Source organism: Pseudomonas moorei, assembly GCF_008801475.1.
Taxonomy (GTDB): domain Bacteria; phylum Pseudomonadota; class Gammaproteobacteria; order Pseudomonadales; family Pseudomonadaceae; genus Aquipseudomonas; species Aquipseudomonas moorei.
The window spans coordinates 30,511-48,314 of record NZ_VZPP01000023.1; the positions used below are offsets into that span (position 1 = coordinate 30,511).

Sequence of the window (17,804 nt, forward strand, 5' to 3'; positions counted from 1 at the left end):
TTGGTTGGCAGATGCGGACTACTGAAGGGTCTTTAGCAAGGGCTGTGCCCGGTCGGGAAAAGGCAGGGAAATGTCGGTTTAGAGCGGTTGCGCGGGTTGATGGCGCACCATGAAGGATCGTGTCGGGCACCTTGGTGCGCAGGGTGCGCCAGATTGGGGCGTAGCCGTGTGGTCAGCGACGACGCATCAAACCGATGAAGAACAAGCCGCCAATCGCTGCGGTGGCAACGCCGATGGGCAAGTCTTCGGGGGCGATCAGTGTCCGCGCAGCAACATCGACCCACACCAGAAATACGCTGCCCAGCAGTACGCATACCGGCAGCAACCGTCGATGTTCGGCCCCGACCAGTCGCCGCCCAATGTGCGGCACCATCAGCCCGACAAAGCCGATGGAACCGCTGATGGACACCAGCACGCCAGTCATCAGCGAGGCGATCACGAACACCCGCAACCGCACCGTTCGCGCATTCAGCCCCAGCGTCACGGCGGTTTGTTCACCGGCCATCAGCGCGTTCAACGGCCGGGCCATGCCGAGCAGCAACAGCAACCCCAGCAAAACGCTGGCAGCCGGCACCGCGAGCAATTCCCAGCGCGCCAATCCGAGCCCGCCGAGCATCCAGAACATCACCGCCGAACTGGCGCGGTGATCGCCCATGAACAGCAGCAAATTGGCCATCGCCATCATCACGAACGACACCGCCACGCCACACAGCAGCAGGCGATCACTGTCCAGCCGACCCTGGCGGTTGGCGATCATCAGCACCAACAGCATGCTCAACAAGGCGCCGATAAACGCCGCGATGGGCAACGTCAGCAGGCCGACGATTTCACCCACATGCAACACCACGATCACCGCGCCCAAGGTTGCACCGGAGGTCACGCCCAGCAAATGCGGGTCGGCCAGCGGATTGCGCGTCACCGCTTGCAGCACCGCGCCGATCAATGCCAATCCGGCACCGACCAGCGCGCCGAGCAACATCCGCGGTACGCGGATCAGCCAGACAATGTGTTCCTGCCCGGTGCTCCAGTCCGGTAGGCCGAGGCCGCAGAGCTTGTGCAGCAGAATCCGCCAGACGACGTCCAGCGGCACCCGCGCCGGCCCGAAACCCAGTGACATCACAGCCGACATCAGCAACAGCGCGCCGAGCGCGATCAGCAACCAGGGGTAGCGACGTTTGATCATTCGCGGTGCAAGCCCTTGGCCAGGGTGGCGACCGCGAGCACGTTGTCGATCCCCGGCGTGGCCTGTACGTAGGGAATGACGATGAAGCGCCGGTGCTTGATCGCGTCCACTGATTGCAGGGCTTTGTTGTTGAGCAAAAAACGGATCTTCTGATCGGCGGTGATTTCGCTGTAGTCGACGATCACGATCACCTGTGGATTGCGCTCGACCACGGTTTCCCAGTTGACCCTCGTCCAGCTTGCCTCGACATCGTCGAGCACGTTTCGTCCGCCAGCGGCGTCGATCAGGGCTTGCGGCATACCGAGGCGGCCCGAGGTCATGGCCCGGTCTTCACCGCTGTCGTACAGGAACACCCGCGGTTTTTCGGCGGGCAGACCCTTGCGGATCTCGGCGACTCGCGTTTGCATGGCGCCGATCAAGGCGTTGGCGCGATCCTGCACATCGAAGATTTTGCCGAGGTTGCGCAGGTCGTTGTAAGTGTCTTCCAGCGTGGCCGGCGGGCGCTTCATCACGAAGGCACAGGACTCGGTCAGCTCATAGACATTGATGCCCAAAGGCTGCAGGGTTTGCGGCGTGAGGTCACCACCCACGCGCATGCCGTAATCCCAGCCAGCGAAGAAGAAATCGACGTTGGCATTGAGCAGGGTTTCCACCGACGGGTACTTGGCCGCCAGTTCCGGCAAGCCATCAAGAAGGGTCTGCATCTCAGGCGTCACCGCCTTCCAGCCGGTCACACCGCTGTACCCGGCCATCTGTGGCTTGAGGCCGAGGGCGAGCATCATTTGGGTCATGTTGATGTCATGACTGACTGCGTGTTTCGGCGCCTGCTGGAACGTCACCTCACGGCTGCAGCTCTGAATGGTCAACGGGTACTGCGTGGCCTCGGCCAAGGCGTGGGCGCTGCCCAGCAGTAGAGCGAGGGTGAAAGTGCAGCGCAGCAGGGAGCGCAAAATCATGGTTGGGTTATCCAGGTTATTCGTGGGTAGCCGTGCAAGGGGTGCTCATCGATCAGCGCGTCGACGCCGAACACGTTACGCAACAGCGCGGCGTTGAGGACGTCTTTGGGCGTGCCGCTGGCGACGATGCGGCCGTGATTGATCACGTACAGCCGATCGCAAAATGCGGCGGCCAGATTGAGGTCGTGGATGCTGGCCAGGGTGCCGATCTGCAGACGCTTGACCAACCTCAACAGCTCCAGCTGATAGCGCGGGTCGAGGTGGTTGGTCGGCTCGTCGAGGATCAGCAACTGCGGTTGCTGGGCCAGGGCTCGGGCGAGGATCACCCGTTGTTTTTCACCGCCGGAGAGAGTGGAAAAGGCATGATCCTCGAAACCCTTGAGGCCGACCGATTCCAGGGTCTGGGTGACGAGGTGTCGGTCTTCGAGGGAGTCGCCATCGAACAGGCCTTTGTGGGGCGTGCGGCCCATGGCGACCACTTCGTCCACGGTCAGGCCGAAGGCCTCGGGGAATTCTTGCAGGACCACGGCGATGCGTTGCGCGCACCAGCGTGACGACTGTTTCCATACGTTGTGATGCTCGAGTCTGACTTCGCCGCTTTGCGGTTTGCTGAAGCGCCAGGCGCAACGCAACAGGCTGGTCTTGCCGCTGCCGTTGGGGCCGATCAAACCGACGAATTCACCGGCGGCCACGTGCAGCGAGGCATCACGCAGCTGGAACTGGTGATGACAGTGGCCGTGGCCCAGGGGGGACCAGGTGATGTTGTTGAGGTGAAGCGAGGTCATGCCGCTACTCTTGAGGTGAAGCTGATGGCCTCTTCGCTGGCAAGCCAGCTCCCACAGGTGTTGTGCAAATTCTGTGGGAGCTGGCTTGCCAGCGAAGGGGCCCGAAAGAAAACCCGGAACTGGCAGGGTGATGCGCGGGGCAGTCTACAGTGCTGACAACCCCGCGCATCTCGCCTGTCTCAAGATGAAGATGAGGCCGATTCAGTTTGCCGGCCCAGGCGCGAAAACAGCGCGCGATCCAGCACCCAGACCACCACCAGCGATGCACCCACCAACGGAAACGCCACGGCCAATGCGAACATGATGACCATCGCGGTTTTCCATTTCGGCAGGTCGTGACGCAGTGGCGGCACGCCGAACTTGCCTTGCGGGCGACGCTTCCACCAGATCACCACGCCGCTGGCGGCGCTGAGCAGGATCATCAGGCAGATCAGCAGTACGACGATCTGATTGAACACCCCGAACATCTTGCCTTCGTGCAGCATCACGCCGATTTCCGTGGCGCGGGCGACGGCGCCGTACTGTTCGAAGCGCACGTCGGCGAGGACTTTGCCACTGTACTGATCGACATGCAGGGTGGCGTCATTGCGCGGGTCATCGGCGAACACGGCGATGGTGAACACGCCCGTGGCGGTGGTTGGCAAGGCGATGCTGTAACCGGGTTCGACCTCGCGTTGTACGGCGATGTCCTGCACGTCTTGCAGGCTGATGGTCGGCGCCGCAGGGCCGGCTTGTGTGCCGCCGTGGGCCATGTGTTCGGCATGGTCGCCGGACATCGGCATCGGCGTATTTTCCATGGCCCAAGGCACGGTCTGGCGCGTGGCGCTGTTGAGGCTGCGTGCCTCAACGTCGGACTTGGGTACGTCATCCCACATCGCGGCCGGGAACACGTTCCACACTTCAGCGTATTGCTTGCCCCAGAACCCTGTCCAGGTCATGCCGCTGAGCAGCATCACCAGCAACAACGAAGCGCCCCAGAACCCGGTGACGGCATGCAGGTCACGCCACAGCACCCGTCCGCGACTGTTCAGGCGTGGCCACAAAATCCCCGCCGCCTGGCCGCGCGGCCACCACAGGAACACGCCGGACACCACCAGCACCACGCCCCAACCGGCCGCCAGTTCGATGAGTCGATCACCCACGGTGCCGATCATCAGCTCGCCGTGAATCGCTCGGGCGATGGCTTGCAGGTTCTTCTTGGCATCTTGCTCGCCAAGGATGTCGCCGTGGTACGGGTCGACGAATACATTCAGTTCATTGCCGCCATTGAGCACGACAAACTGAGCGCTGCGTTCGGCGTTGACCGGTGGCAGGTACTGCTTGATGGTGCCCTGTGGATACGCATCTTTGACGCGCTTGAGCAGGTCATCGGCCGGGACCGTGTGATGGCCGGCGGGGACATTGATCAGGCTGCTGTACATCAATGAATCGAGTTGCGGCTTGAACAGGTAAATGGTGCCGGTCAGGGCCAGCATCACCATGAAGGGGGCAACGAACAGGCCGGCATAGAAATGCCAGCGCCAGGCCAGGTTGTAGAAATTCACTTTGGGCTGTTTCATCGTGTGTGCTCCGCTTGGCTTGGATCTTTTTAGTTGTCTGGTGCGGTTGCTGTGCAACCGATCGCGGGCAAGCTCGCTCCCACAGAGGGAGCGGGTTGCCCTCGAGGGTTAGAAACTCATGTCCACTCGGGTCCAGAGCGTTCGCCCCGGCTCCTTGATGGCTTGCGGGTCATTGGCCGGGTAGCCGAAACCGGCGTTGCCAGCCAGGTTCAAGTGTTCGGCATAGGCCTTGCCAAACAGGTTGTCGACGCCGCTGCTGACCTTCCAGTGCTGGTTGATCCGGTAGGCGCCATTGAGCGAGAACACGCCGAATCCCGGGGTCTTGTCGAAGTCCTTGCCGACGACGTTGCCTTTGTTCTGGTCGATGCGGTTTTGCGCGGCGACCACTCTCCACAGTGCCCCGGCGCTCCAATTGTCCTGGCTGTAAGTCAGGCCGAAACGTGCATCCAGCGGCGGCATCTGCGGCAACGCATTGCCATCGCTGCTGTTCTTGCCCCAGGCGTAGGCCAGGGTCGCATCGGCTTTCCAGTGCTCGGTGAGCTGGTAGGCTGCGCCCAATTCACCGCCCATGATTCGCGCGTCGATGTTCTCGGCTTGCGAGGTGGTGCCCATCATGCCGGGCGTGTAGTCGAACAGGATGTAATCGCGCACCTGGCCGACATAGCCAGAGACCCAGGCTTCGAGCTCTTCGGTCCTGTATTGCAGGCCGACGTCGAGCTGGGTGGTTTTCTCCGGTTTGATCGAGTCGAAGGCATTCACCGAACCGGCAGGACCGGAGTCTGGCGAAAACAGCTCCCAGTAATCCGGGAAACGCTGGGTGTGCCCCAGGCCCGCGTACAGCGTGGTCGGACTGTCCGCCAGGTCGTGTTCATAGCGAATGAAGCCGCTGGGCAATGTGTCGGCGCGGGTGTCGTTGGCCGTCGGGTTGGGCAGGGTCATCATTCCCGAACCGATGGTCTGCCGGTAATCCTTGGCCGAGGCACGGTCCAGGCGTGCGCCGCTGATCAAGCGGTCACGCTCGGCGGCATACCAGGTCAGCTCACCGAACACCCCGTAATTATGGAAGGCGGCGTCCTTGGTGTAGGGCAGGTCCTGGTAGGTGTCGACGCCCATGGCGCTGCGTTCGCGGTGTTCGCTGGTCTGTGCGTCGATGCCGCTGATCAACTGCACGTCGGCCCAGTGCCAGGTGGCCTTGATGCGGGCGCCGAGGGTGCGACGGTCGACATTGGATGCCATGGGACCGGCCATCATGCCGGTGCCGGACGGCGTGCGCAGGGTGTAGTTGTCCATCACGTGGTCGGCGTAGTTGTAGTAGACCTGCGCTTCGAGCTTTTCCAGCACATCGCTGATGTTCGACTTCTCGAAGCGCAGGCCGAGGCTTTCGCGCCTGAACTGCGAACCGTCCATGCCGCGCCCGGCGTAACGGGCCTCGCCGTCGCCCTTGCCGGCGGTCAGTTCCAGCAGGGTGTCGGCGTCCGGGGTCCAGCCGACCGCGACGTCGCCATTCCATTTGTCGTAGCGCGACGCGACGGTGTCGTTGTTGCCGTCCTGATAATCATCGGAGTGCGCGGTGTTGCCGATGACTCGCACGTACCCCAGTGCCCCGCCAGCAGCGGCGTCCACCAGCTTGTCGAACCGGCCGTTGGAACCGGCCAGCACACTGGCATTCACCCGGGTACCGAGTTCGCCGAAGCTTTCCGGCTCGCGGTCGAACAGGATGGTGCCGGCCGACGCGCCAGGCCCCCAGAGCACGGTTTGCGGGCCTTTGATGACGGTCAGCTTGTCGTAGGTTTGCGGTGAAATGTACGAGGTGGGCGCATCCATCCGGCCAGGGCAGGCGCCTAGCATCATGCCGCCGTCGGTGAGGATGTTCAGTCGTGAGCCGAACATGCCGCGCAGGACCGGGTCGCCGTTGGTGCCGCCATTGCGCACCATGGCGAATCCCGGGATGGTTTTCAGGTAGTCGGCACCGTCACTGGCCGGCACCGGTTGGCGCGGGTCCTTGGGGTTGGTGACGACGGTCAGCGGGGAACTTGGCGCAACGGCGGTGATGACCGTCGGGCTCAGTTCTTCGCCAAGACCTGCGTGTTCATCGGCCAGTGCTACCGGCGCCAGAAGGGCGCCGCATAGGATGGCGGTGGCGTGCCTGAAACGAATGCTGGATTCGTTCAGGGCAAAAGAAGCCTGGGCAGGGCTCAAGCGTGAGTCAGCAGAAAACCTGGACATGACAATTTCCATCGAACAGTCGTAAACGACACGGCCGACAGCCTGCGCAATCCCTGTGGGACCGAGCTTCGGTTGTCTGGCGGACCGTGTGAAATCAGTGGTGGGTGTTTACGCGACGACGGGCGGGGCGCGGGTGCGGGCGCCGGGGAAGACGGTTTGCCGGGCATGGCCCAGGCGTGGGGAAGGTGTGGTGAAAGTATTGACGGGCGGGGTGTCGAATGCGGCGAATGACACGCCAACGGTGAGCGCCGGGCAGTTGAACAGCAGGCTGCAATAGCCGCATTTTTCCCAGAGGACATGATGCCCGGCTTGCGGCGGGCAGTGCTCGGCAGCGGATTGCGCACCGTGGTCGGCATGCTCCATTGCCGACATATCCATGCTCATGTCCATCGACATGTCCATGGACATGCTCATTGACATGGCCGCGCGCGAATCCATCGGCATCGACTGAGAAATCAGCGGGCCGATGAAAATCATCAACATGGCGAACAGGCTGATCCAGCTGCCACGTGTCAGGCTCAATGGCTGACGACGTGGTCTGGATGGCCTGGCGCTAAGCAGGCGCATGGGCGTTTTCAGCTCAGGCGATTACGGGGTATGCGCGTGTGCTTGCATGCCATCCGGCGCCTGCTTCTGCACCGCGACGTCGACCTTCACGTCACCGGCCTTCTCGAAGTGCAGGGTCATCGGAAAGCGTTTGCCGTCAGTGAGCAGGCTGCGGTCTTTCAGGTTCAGCAGCATCACGTGATAGGCCATCGGCGCAAACGTGACCTCGCCGCCAGCGGGGATTTCCACGCTGGGTACGTGCTGCATTTTCATCACGTCGTTTTGCATCACGTGCTCATGCAGTTGAGCTTCGCCTGCAATGGGGGTATCGGCGCTGAGCAGACGGTCTGCGGTTTTGCCTTCGTTGTGAATCACGAAGTACGCCGCAACGGTCGGTGCGTTGGGTGGCAATTCCTGCGACCAGGGGTGAGCGATTTCCAATTCGCCAACCTTGTATTCGTGGGCATTGGCAAAGCAGGCAGGCAGCAGTAAAGCGGCCAGAACGATGAGTTTGTTCAACATGGCAGTTCTCCGGAACGATTCGAAACGCAGTTCAATTGCGAGAAGGAATCACACCAGAGGGGATGCGCGGGGGTTGAGGCTTGGCCATTGCTGGCGCGGCGTCGGGGTGTTGAGGGAAGAGAGAGGCAAGCTCCGATTGGATTCGAAACTGGCGAAATACAGCTGCGGTTCATGCCCGGGCAGCGCCACCAGCGGCGCGGAACCGGAGCAGCACCAGCAATGCTGCATATTGGAGTGTTCGTCGCCTTGCGGCGCCTTCTGCTCAATCTTGCCCAGAGAGATCGCCACCATTTTGGTGCCGCTGGACGAACAGAAGCTGCCCCACAACGCTTGTTCGGCAGGCGCCTTGGCCGCCTGCGCCATCGCTGCGGACATCGGCATGGCAAGCATGTTGAACAGCACTGCGAAGCAGGCTATCCAGGCAATTGCGAGCCGTTGTCGGGACATGGGACAAATCCGGTTGGGTGGGCGATCAGGCGCGGGCTATTTAGCCTGATCAGGGCCGATAAGTAAAAAGGCTGCGTGCGGTGTGGTGTCGCAGCGAAAGTTACTTGTTTCTTATGCTGTCAGTGCGCACGAACCGCATGTACTTGCATATCTACCCCAAGCGTAGCGCGAATGACCGCGAATATCGCAGCCAGGTTGTCCATGCTCGGATTGCCTTTGGCAGATAGCATCCGATGGAGACTTTTGCTGGGCTTCGCTGTTCCCTTGGCCAGTTCTTCGAAACCAACAGTGGCGTTAACGAGGTCGCGCAGAATGATCCTGGCCATTTCAGGTTCGCCATTGAGAAACAGGGTAGCAGCCTCATCCAACAATGCTTGGGCGAACTCGGGATCACGCTGGGCACGCTCGGCGATCGTGTGTTTGTAGCTTCGGGTAAACGCCATGACTCTATCTCCGATTTCGTTGAGCTTTTTTTCGGGTGCGAAATTCGGCTATCAGTATTTTTGCCTGTTTGATGTCGGTTTTTTGCGTGGACTTGTCGCCTCCACCCAAAAGGATGATCAGGCGTTTCCCTTCTTGAACAAGGTAGATCCTGTAGCCGGGGCCCCAATTGATTCGGTATTCGCCGAGACCTTCAAACCACTTGATGTTGGATGTATTGCCTAGCTCCAGTCTTAGCAATGCATTGGAAACCTTTAGCGCTGCCTGAGCATTCAAGGTGGAAAACCAGCGCCCAAAGGGGCTTGTTTCGTTGTCCTGCAGGTATTCTTCGAGTGTGATCACAGGCGGCCCTGAAGGTAACAAATAGGTTACTGTTCATGCAAGCCAATGATCCTGCCTTACTGAGCGCAGGCCGCCAACGCATCAAGTGTTTCCTCAAGCGTCAAAAACTCCCGCTCAACTCCCGGCAACACCGGCCGTTTCAACACCAGCACAGGCACCCCGCGCTCCCGCGCCACTTCCAGCTTCGGTTCGGTGGCGGTGCTGCCGCTGTTCTTGCTGATCAGTACGTCGATCTGCCGGCGTTCGAACAACTCACGTTCATCGTCGATCTGGAACGGTCCGCGGGCACCGATGACTTCGCAGCGTTCGTTGCCGGGGTAAACATCCAGTGCGCGCAGGGTCCAGAATTGACCCGCAGGGATTTCGTCCAGGTGCTGCAAGGGTTCGCGTCCAAGGGTGAACAGCGGTCGCCGGAAGGGTTTGAGTGCCTGGATCAATTCAGCCCAGTCGCTGACTTCACGCCAGTCATCCCCGGGCTGGGGTTGCCATGCCGGACGCCGCAGCGCCCAGCAGGCAATGCCACTCAAGTGGGCGGCTGTCGCGGCGTTTTGGCTGATTTGGGCAGCGTAGGGATGGGTGGCGTCGAGCAGCAGATCAATCCCTTCATCGCGAATGAACTGCGCGAGGCCTTCGGCACCGCCATAGCCTCCGACGCGGACCTGGCAGGTCAGGTCCGTCGGCACCCGACCGACACCGGCGAGGCTGTAGATGTGTTGTGGGCCCAGGGTTCGGGCAATCGCCAGAGCCTCGGTGACGCCACCGAGCAACAGCAGGCGTTTCATTGGAAGGCTCCCGCATGGCCGACGATCCCGCCCTGGCGATCGATGGCGAACACTTCGACCTGAACCTGCGCCGGCACCACGCTGCGGGCAAATTCCAGGGCGTGCTGGCATACCGCATCGCCGAGGGCGATCCCGGCAGCGCTGGCCATGGCCAACGCTTGTTGGCTGGTGTTGGCTTCGCGGATGCCCTGCTGCAACGCCGCATCAGCGCCCACCGCTGCCGCCCATTCGGCCAGTTGTGGCAGGTCGATGCTCGAATGCCGACTGTGCAGGTCCATGTGCCCGGCCGCCAGCTTGCTGATCTTGCCGAAGCCGCCACAAAGACTGAGTTTTTCCACCGGTACTTTACGCAGGTGTTTGAGCACGGCGCCGACGAAATCACCCATTTCGATCAGGGCAATTTCCGGCAGGTTGTAGACCCGGCGCATGGTGTCTTCGCTGGCGTTGCCGGTGCATGCGGCGATGTGCAGGTAACCGTTGGTTCTGGCGACGTCGATGCCCTGATGGATCGAGGCAATGTACGCCGCGCAGGAAAATGGCCGGACGATGCCGCTGGTGCCGAGGATCGACAAACCGCCAAGAATCCCCAGGCGCGGATTCATGGTTTTCAGCGCCAGTGCCTCGCCACCCTCGACGTTCACCGTGACCTCGAAACCGCCGCCGTAGCCGAACTCATCGGCCAGTCGGGTCAGGTGATCGGTGATCATCTTGCGCGGCACCGGGTTGATCGCCGGCTCGCCGACGGCCAGCACCAGCCCCGGACGTGTGACGGTGCCGACGCCGCGACCGGCCTTGAAACTGACGCCCGGTTCGCCGACAAGGCGGACCCGGGAAAAGAGCAAGGCACCATGGGTCACATCGGGGTCATCGCCCGCGTCCTTGATGGTGCCCGCTTCGGCGCCGTCATCGGCAAGGCGACAAAACTCCAGGCGCATCTGCACCTGCTTGCCTTTGGGCAGGATGATCTCCACGGCATCCGAGCTCACACCGCTGAGCAGCAGGCGAGCCGCCGCAAGGCTGGTGGCAGTCGCGCAACTGCCCGTGGTCAGGCCACTGCGCAGGGGGGCGGGTTGTTCGGCGGTTTCGTCACGCATCGATAGGCTTCGTCACATCCAGCAAGGTAATCGGCAACGCCTGGCGCCAGGTATCGAAGTCGCCCAGCGGTTGCGCCTGAGCGATATGAATACGCGTCAGGTCTCCGCCGTGCTGGTCGCGCCAGGCCATCAGGGTCATTTCACTTTGCAGCGTGACGGCATTGGCGATCAGTCGCCCACCGGGTTTGAGGGCCGCCCAACAGGTGTCGAGCACGCCTTCGCGCGTCACGCCGCCACCGATGAAAATCGCGTCCGGCCGCTCCAGCCCGGTCAGGGCTTGCGGAGCGCTGCCACGAATCAGTTGCAGGCCGGGCACGCCGAGGGCATCGCGGTTGTGTTCGATCAACTGTTGCCGTCCCTCGTCGGCTTCGATGGCCAACGCGCGGCAACTCGGATGGGCGCGCATCCACTCGATGCCGATCGAACCGCTGCCGGCACCGACATCCCACAAGAGTTCACCGGGAACCGGAGCCAGGCGTGCGAGCGTGATCGCGCGTACATCGCGCTTGGTCAGTTGGCCGTCATGTTTGAACGCCGAGTCCGGCAAACCGGCCAATCGTGACAGGCGCGGTGTACCGGATTCGGCGATGCAGTCGATGGCGATCAGGTTCAAGTCGGCAATCGCGGGATCGCTCCACTCGCTGGCAATACCGTCGATCCGCCGTTCCGCGGCACCGCCCAAGTGCTCCAGCACGGTGAGGCGGCTCGGGCCAAATCCGCGATCACGCAGCAGCGCGGCAATGGCGGCGGGGCTGCCGCCGTCGTTGCTCAGGACCAGCAAGCGCACGCCGCTGAACAATTGCGCGTTGATCGCGGCGACGGGACGGGCCACCACCGATAACGTGACGACCTCCTGCAAGGGCCAACCCATTCGGGCGGCGGCGAGCGAGCAAGAGGAGGGCGCCGGCAGAATCTGCATGTCATCGCTGGTCAGTTGTCGGCTGAGACTGGCGCCGACCCCGAAAAACATCGGATCGCCACTGGCGAGTACACAGACGGACTGACCGCGCAGGGCCAGTACGGGCTCGATGGAAAACGGGCTCGGCCAGCTTTGGCGCTCGCCACCAATGCACGCAGGCAGCAGGTCAAGGTGCCGCTGGCCGCCGAAGATCCGTGAGGCTCGCAACAGGGCGTGCCGGGCATTCTTGCCCAGACCCTTGAAACCGTCTTCACCGATGCCTACTACCGTCAGCCAGGGGGCCATGCCGTTCCTCTTCTGTAAACCGAAGCCAAATCGCTCCGCGCGGACTGTATCGACTCACGCGGGTTGCGCATCATAACGCGGCGGCGATTGCATTCGCCCGTGGCGACGTGCGAAATCGTTGTTGGCGGTGACAGCGGTCTCGACGGGAGGGTGTAATATTTAATTTATTGATGACGCTTTCTCAGGTCGAACCGCTTCATTCTGATCTCGAGCAACTTTTTCGCAATCAGCGATCTTTTGCTCTCGAGTATTCTTTTATCCAGTTTAAGAAGGGCTCGATGCTGGATGATTTTTGCAGTCTGTTCTTCCCAATTCCAGAATATGAAGTTGTTCTTTTTTAAGTGAGCTACCAATTCCAGACTGAATACTGCAATCTCAAGAAACCCTTTTGAATCATACCGCGCGGGGATAACCTGAAGTCGCTTGCCATTAAGGCTTTCTTTATCCAGTGAAGCGATTGCCGGCTTGTCCGGCTTTAATGCGTCGAGGGTATCGATCATCGCGTTCCCCTGCCGGGAATCGGGCATGGTTTGTGCGCTCCGAACCAGAAAGTCTGCGATGCTTGTCGAGATTTCGTATCGCGTGCGAGTGAAGATGCTGTCCTGAAAGACAGACCAGCCAAAAAAATTCAGCGTTACGACATACTCATCCAACCATTTTGCCGAATCAGTAAAACGACTGCCGACCAGGTCGGCGGAGTGGGTGGCTATTTGTGTGCAAGAAGTAAAGTCATCGTAATCGTATGTTGAGAGTTCACTGATGCATGAAATCAGGTTGGGCCCGGTCAATGTTCCGTAGGGGTTTTCCATAACCATGTTCTGTTCCTTGGATGTAGTGGGTATGTTTTGAAATTTGGCTTCAATCGTTAATGAAGCTGCAAAAATTTATCTGTGGATGAAATGAGCGTGGGTTATAAATTTGATTCTTGCTGTTAAGCGTTTTCGTGGTGTTGTTTCCTGATTGAATGCCCACGGGCAATACAGGCTTGAACCGACGTAACCTTGGGCCCGGGATCGCTTTTCGTCGTCAATCTGCGTTGGCTTTTCATCCGGCCAGACAAAGCAGGCATAATGCTGCCCTTCATCTCGTACCGGTCATCCTGTGAATCCACATCAGACACGCACCCTTTTGCGCCCTTCGGCTTGTCCCGGGTTGTTGCGGGTCGTCCAGGCACTGGACGGTGGTATCTGCCGGATCAAACTCAGTGGTGGCTCCATCCAGGCACGGCAGGCGATCGCTGTGGCTGATGCTGCCGAGCAACATGCCAGTGGGGTGATTGAGGCGACCAATCGCGCCAATCTGCAGATTCGCGGAATTGGCCACGAACAATCGGCATTGATCAATGAGTTGCTGGCCGCGGGCCTGGGGCCTCAAAGCGCGGCTGGCGATGATGTGCGTAACCTGATGCTCAGCCCGAGCGCCGGGATCGACCGGCAGATGCTGGTCGACACGCGTGCGCTGGCGCAGCAGATTCTTGCCACGGTGCAGCAACACGAACGTTTCCACGACCTCAGCGCCAAGTTTGCCGTGCAACTCGACGGCGGCGAGGCCCTGGCGATGCTCGAACATCCCCATGATCTGTGGCTGTCGGCCTATAAAAGAGACGGCGAACCCTGGTTGGCGTTTGGCCTCGCGGGATGCCCCACGGATGCCCCCGCCGGTGCGGTCGCCCTTGCCGATGGCCACCGCCTGGTCGTTGCGACGCTCGACTTGTTCCTGGAGCTGGCACGTGCGGAGCAAACGCGAATGCGCCATTTGCTGGCCGAGCACCCGAGCGAAGACTTTCTGCGCCGACTGAGCGAACGTGTGCCCATCGAAGCCGTTGCAGGTTGGCGTCGCGCCTCGGTGACAGAGGCGCTGCACATCGGCGCTCATCCTCAGGCCGATGCGGGCCTGTCTTACGTTGGCGCGGTTCCGCCACTGGGACGGCTTGACCCGACGATGCTCAGAGGCGCAGCCGAACTGGCCGAAAAATTCGGCGACGCGAGCCTGCGTTTCACGCCATGGCAAAGTCTCTTGTTGCCCAATGTCCAGCATGGACAGGTCGCGCAGGTCATTCGCCACCTTGAGCAGCTTGGGCTGTTGTGCGAAGCCGGCCAACCGTTGTCCCGATTGATCGCCTGTACGGGCTCAAACGGCTGCGGCAAAGGCCTGGCCGACACCAAGGCTGACGCGTTGCAACTGGCCGCTTTGTTGCAACGCTATGGGCATGTGCTGAATGTGCACCTGAGCGGTTGCTCACGCTCCTGTGCTGCCGCGCATATTGCTCCGGTCACTTTGCTGGCGGTTACTCCCGGTCATTACGACCTCTATTTTCGCGATGCAGCGCAGCCGGGATTCGGCGCCTTGCACGCACGCAACCTTACTATCGACGCGGTCGGCGCCTTGCTCGACGCCCGCTCACGGAGCCCCCTTGATGCTTGATTACATCCGCGACGGTCAGGAGATCTACCGTAACTCCTTCGCGATCATTCGCGCCGAGGCCAACCTCGCGCGAATCCCGGCCGATCTGGAAAAACTCGCGGTACGGGTGATTCACGCCTGTGGCATGGTCGAGGCCATCGACGGTTTGCAGTTTTCCGATGGGGCGGGCAAGGCCGGGCGCGATGCGTTGGCGGCCGGTGCGCCGATCCTGTGTGATGCGCGCATGGTGTCCGAAGGCGTGACCCGTGCACGCTTGCCGGCGAACAACCCGGTCATTTGTACCCTGCGCGATGAAAGCGTGCCTGACCTGGCCCGTGAGTTGGGCAACACGCGCTCTGCGGCTGCACTGGAACTGTGGCGCCCGCATCTGGAAGGCAGTGTGGTGGTGATCGGCAATGCGCCGACTGCGCTGTTCTATCTGCTGGAAATGCTCGACGCCGGCGCCCCGAAACCGGCGCTGATCCTCGGCTTCCCGGTAGGCTTCGTCGGCGCCGCCGAATCCAAGGCGATGCTGGCGGCTGACAGTCGCGGCGTGCCTTTCGTCATCATGCAAGGTCGGCTGGGTGGCAGTGCCATGGCCGCCGCTGCCGTCAATGCCCTCGCCACGGAGATCGAATAATGCAGCAAACCGGACGTTTGATCGGCCTTGGCGTCGGCCCGGGTGATCCCGAGCTGATTACCGTCAAGGCGCTGCGCCTGCTGCGTGAATCGCCAGTGGTGGCGTATTTCGTCGCCAAGGGCAAGAAGGGCAATGCCTTTGGCATCATCGAGGCCCATTTGCAGGACGCGCAAACCCTGCTGCCGCTGATTTACCCGGTGACCACCGAGGCACTGCCGGCGCCGCTGTCGTACGAGCAAGTGATCAGCGATTTCTACGATGCCGCCAGTGAGCAATTGGCCACGCATCTGGATGCGGGGCGCGATGTGGCGGTGATCTGCGAAGGCGATCCGTTCTTCTACGGCTCTTACATGTACCTGCATGACCGTCTGGCCGAGCGTTATGACGCTGAAGTCGTGCCGGGCGTTTGCTCGATGCTCGGCGGGGCATCGGTGCTCGGTGCGCCGCTGGTGTATCGCAATCAGAGCTTGTCCGTATTGTCCGGCGTGCTGCCTCACGAAGAGCTCAAGCGCCGTCTGGCTGACGCCGATGCAGCAGTAATCATGAAGCTGGGGCGCAACTTCCCCAAGGTCCGTCAGGTGCTGGAAGAACTCGGTCTGGCCGAGCGCGCGCTGTACGTCGAGCGCGCGACCATGGCCAACCAGAAAATTGTGCCGCTGGACGAGGTCGAGCCAATGTCCTCGCCCTACTTCTCGCTGATTATCGTTCCCGGTGAAAGGTGGCAAGGCTGATGATCCGACCTGTTCCGGCGATCGTCATTCTCGGCAATGGCAGCCTCGCGACCGCGCGCAGTATTCAGACGCTTTATCCTGGTGCGTTGGTTCACGGCCTGAGCGCAAGGGTGGACGGCGCAGACCGCGTTTACCATGAATTTGGTGTGACCCTGCGCGAGCTTTATCGACAGGACACGCCGATCATTGCACTGTGCGCCGCCGGTATCGTGATCCGTACGCTGGCGCCGTTGTTGCTGGAAAAAGGCGCCGAGCCCCCCGTACTGGCGGTTGCCGAGGACGGCAGCGCGGTGGTGCCTCTGCTCGGCGGCCTGGGCGGGGTGAATGTGTTGGCGCGCGAGATTGCGGCTCATCTCGATGTGGCGCCCGCGATCACCACCAGTGGCGAACTGCGTTTTGGCACTTGCCTGCTCAATCCACCCAGCGGTTATGCCTTGGGTGACCTGGAGCTGGGCAAACGTTTTGTCTCCGACTTGCTGGCCGGTGAATCGGTTCGCATCGAAGGTTCGGCGCCCTGGCTGGCGCAGGCGCAGCTGCCTGAGGATGAGCAGGCGCGACTGACTGTTCATGTCGGCCATGCGGAGCGAGCGACGGCGGCTAATGAACTGCTGATCTACCCTCGTTGTGTGGTGGTTGCGGTCGGACCTGGTGTTGCGGATTTGCCGAAGGTGATTGGTGATGTTTTGCATCAGGCCAACATTGCCCGGCAATCGCTGGCTTGCCTGTTGGCTGCCGACACGGAAATGGCTGATCCGACACTGCGTGAGGCCGCACGCGAATTGGGCGTACCCCTGCGTTTTGCCAGCGCTGTTGGATCGCTTGGTGAGCTGGCCCGCGATGCCATCGGGCAGGCTGTTTCCATTATTGGCGATGACACCATCAGCGTAGCGGTCGCCGAACAGCCATTGGACCCGATGCAGATTGGCCGGCCTCGCGGACGCCTGGCGGTGATCGGTCTGGGGCCGGGTGCGGCCGAGCTGATGGTGCCGGCGGTGAAGGCCGAACTGGCGCGCGCCAATGATGTGTTGGGCTACGAAACCTACGTACGCATGGCCGGGCCATTCCGGGCTGATCAAGTGCTGCATTGCACCGACAACCGTGAAGAAATGCAGCGTGCGCGCCATGCCTTTGAACTGGCTGCCCAGGGACGGTCGGTGGTGGTGGTGTCGTCCGGCGATCCGGGTGTTTTTGCCATGGCGGCGGCGGTGCTGGAAGCGCTCGACGAGTCCACGGACGTCAATTGGCACAACGTCGATCTCGAGATCCTGCCGGGTGTTTCCGCGTCGCTGGCAACTGCCGCACAAGCAGGTGCACCGCTGGGCCATGACTTCTGTGTGTTGTCGCTGTCGGACAACCTCAAGCCCTGGTCAATCATCGAAAAGCGCCTGGATCTGTCGGCCCAGGCTGACCTCGCCCTGGCGTTCTACAACCCGATCTCGCGCTCGCGCCCTTGGCAACTGGGCCTGGCACTGGACATTGTCGCCAGGCATCGCACACCTGATACGCCGGTAGTGTTGGGGCGCGATATCGGTCGCCCAGGTCAGACCTTGCGAGTGACGACACTCGGGCAGTTGACTGCCGATCAGGTGGACATGCGGACGATGGTGCTCATTGGCTCTTCGACAACTCGTGTGATTCCTCGCCCGGATGGTAGTACCTGGGTGTACACGCCACGCAGCTATGGCGATAAGCTCAATCCGGCCCGATAACCACTGCTTTATTTCTTGCGTACCGAATAACACCAGATCGTCCGAACTCTTGTTTGACGACGGTCTGGTTGTTTTTTTGTGCGCTATTTTCTGGTGGGTGATTTTATTGTGTCGTGCGCGTGATTGATGGGTGTGCGCTACATATGTTGTATTTTGTTTTGGTTGTTGGTTGAGTTTTGTCGAGTTAGATTTGATTCGCTCCCGGATGGGGCGATATTTAATAAATAAAGGAAT

17 protein-coding genes and 1 pseudogene are annotated in these 17,804 nt (G+C 61.1%); 4 read left to right on the forward strand and 14 right to left on the reverse strand.

Going from position 1 to position 17,804, the window contains the following annotated elements; genetic code table 11:
• Positions 1 to 172 precede the first annotated feature (172 nt).
• From F7R06_RS28960 to F7R06_RS29025, 14 genes and pseudogenes are all read right to left on the reverse strand, one after another.
• Positions 173 to 1,183 (reverse strand): FecCD family ABC transporter permease, encoded by a 1,011-nt coding sequence (locus F7R06_RS28960; protein ID WP_090328642.1) that lies wholly within the window; start codon positions 1,181 to 1,183, stop codon positions 173 to 175.
• Positions 1,180 to 2,139 carry an ABC transporter substrate-binding protein gene (locus F7R06_RS28965; RefSeq protein ID WP_090328644.1) on the reverse strand — a complete coding sequence of 320 codons (960 nt, stop codon included), beginning with the start codon at positions 2,137 to 2,139 and terminating at the stop codon, positions 1,180 to 1,182. The genes F7R06_RS28960 and F7R06_RS28965 overlap by 4 nt, the downstream gene beginning before the upstream one ends.
• Positions 2,136 to 2,924, reverse strand: a complete 789-nt coding sequence (locus F7R06_RS28970; protein WP_090328646.1) for an ABC transporter ATP-binding protein — start codon at positions 2,922 to 2,924, stop codon at positions 2,136 to 2,138. The genes F7R06_RS28965 and F7R06_RS28970 overlap by 4 nt, the downstream gene beginning before the upstream one ends.
• Before the next feature lie 179 nt (positions 2,925 to 3,103).
• On the reverse strand, positions 3,104 to 4,483 hold the full coding sequence (locus F7R06_RS28975; protein WP_090328649.1) for a PepSY-associated TM helix domain-containing protein: 1,380 nt from the start codon (positions 4,481 to 4,483) through the stop codon (positions 3,104 to 3,106).
• Positions 4,484 to 4,591: 108 nt separating this feature from the next.
• Complete coding sequence (locus F7R06_RS28980; RefSeq protein WP_090328650.1) at positions 4,592 to 6,709, reverse strand: TonB-dependent copper receptor; 2,118 nt, start codon at positions 6,707 to 6,709, stop codon at positions 4,592 to 4,594.
• 180 nt (positions 6,710 to 6,889) lie between these two features.
• Positions 6,890 to 7,276: pseudogene (locus F7R06_RS28985) on the reverse strand (DUF2946 domain-containing protein); the annotation flags it as partial.
• Positions 7,277 to 7,297: 21 nt separating this feature from the next.
• On the reverse strand, positions 7,298 to 7,777 hold the full coding sequence (locus tag F7R06_RS28990; RefSeq protein ID WP_090328654.1) for a copper chaperone PCu(A)C: 480 nt from the start codon (positions 7,775 to 7,777) through the stop codon (positions 7,298 to 7,300).
• Positions 7,778 to 7,825: 48 nt separating this feature from the next.
• Complete coding sequence (locus F7R06_RS28995) at positions 7,826 to 8,224, reverse strand: DUF2946 domain-containing protein (protein ID WP_090328656.1); 399 nt, start codon at positions 8,222 to 8,224, stop codon at positions 7,826 to 7,828.
• Between the two features lie 119 nt (positions 8,225 to 8,343).
• Positions 8,344 to 8,667, reverse strand: coding sequence for a helix-turn-helix domain-containing transcriptional regulator (locus tag F7R06_RS29000; RefSeq protein ID WP_090328658.1), 324 nt, complete (start codon positions 8,665 to 8,667; stop codon positions 8,344 to 8,346).
• Positions 8,668 to 8,671: 4 nt separating this feature from the next.
• Positions 8,672 to 9,007: a type II toxin-antitoxin system RelE/ParE family toxin gene (locus F7R06_RS29005; protein ID WP_090328660.1), complete on the reverse strand. Its 336-nt coding sequence runs from the start codon at positions 9,005 to 9,007 to the stop codon at positions 8,672 to 8,674.
• A 56-nt stretch (positions 9,008 to 9,063) separates the two neighbouring features.
• Positions 9,064 to 9,789 (reverse strand): cobalt-precorrin-6A reductase, encoded by a 726-nt coding sequence (locus F7R06_RS29010; protein WP_090328662.1) that lies wholly within the window; start codon positions 9,787 to 9,789, stop codon positions 9,064 to 9,066.
• Entirely contained in the window at positions 9,786 to 10,883 is a 1,098-nt protein-coding gene (locus F7R06_RS29015; RefSeq protein ID WP_090328663.1) for a cobalt-precorrin-5B (C(1))-methyltransferase, read from the reverse strand. The genes F7R06_RS29010 and F7R06_RS29015 overlap by 4 nt, the downstream gene beginning before the upstream one ends.
• The gene (gene cbiE, locus F7R06_RS29020) at positions 10,876 to 12,087 is read right to left on the reverse strand and encodes a precorrin-6y C5,15-methyltransferase (decarboxylating) subunit CbiE (protein ID WP_090328666.1); all 1,212 of its coding nucleotides are present in this window, start codon (positions 12,085 to 12,087) and stop codon (positions 10,876 to 10,878) included. The genes F7R06_RS29015 and cbiE overlap by 8 nt, the downstream gene beginning before the upstream one ends.
• 164 nt (positions 12,088 to 12,251) lie before the next feature.
• The gene (locus tag F7R06_RS29025; RefSeq protein WP_090328668.1) at positions 12,252 to 12,902 is read right to left on the reverse strand and encodes a hypothetical protein; all 651 of its coding nucleotides are present in this window, start codon (positions 12,900 to 12,902) and stop codon (positions 12,252 to 12,254) included.
• Positions 12,903 to 13,188: 286 nt separating this feature from the next.
• Between F7R06_RS29025 and cobG the strand changes: the two genes are divergently transcribed.
• Genes cobG through cobJ form a run of 4 tightly spaced genes read left to right on the forward strand, consistent with a single transcriptional unit; the run spans position 13,189 to position 17,570 of the window.
• A complete protein-coding gene (cobG, locus tag F7R06_RS29030; protein WP_090328670.1) occupies positions 13,189 to 14,511 on the forward strand; it encodes a precorrin-3B synthase in 1,323 nt (440 codons plus the stop codon).
• Positions 14,504 to 15,130, forward strand: coding sequence for a precorrin-8X methylmutase (locus F7R06_RS29035; protein WP_090328672.1), 627 nt, complete (start codon positions 14,504 to 14,506; stop codon positions 15,128 to 15,130). The genes cobG and F7R06_RS29035 overlap by 8 nt, the downstream gene beginning before the upstream one ends.
• Positions 15,130 to 15,861 carry a precorrin-2 C(20)-methyltransferase gene (locus F7R06_RS29040; protein ID WP_090328675.1) on the forward strand — a complete coding sequence of 244 codons (732 nt, stop codon included), beginning with the start codon at positions 15,130 to 15,132 and terminating at the stop codon, positions 15,859 to 15,861. Before F7R06_RS29035 ends, F7R06_RS29040 begins: the two co-directional genes overlap by 1 nt.
• Positions 15,861 to 17,570, forward strand: coding sequence for a precorrin-3B C(17)-methyltransferase (gene cobJ, locus F7R06_RS29045; RefSeq protein WP_090328677.1), 1,710 nt, complete (start codon positions 15,861 to 15,863; stop codon positions 17,568 to 17,570). The genes F7R06_RS29040 and cobJ overlap by 1 nt, the downstream gene beginning before the upstream one ends.
• Positions 17,571 to 17,804 lie beyond the last annotated feature (234 nt).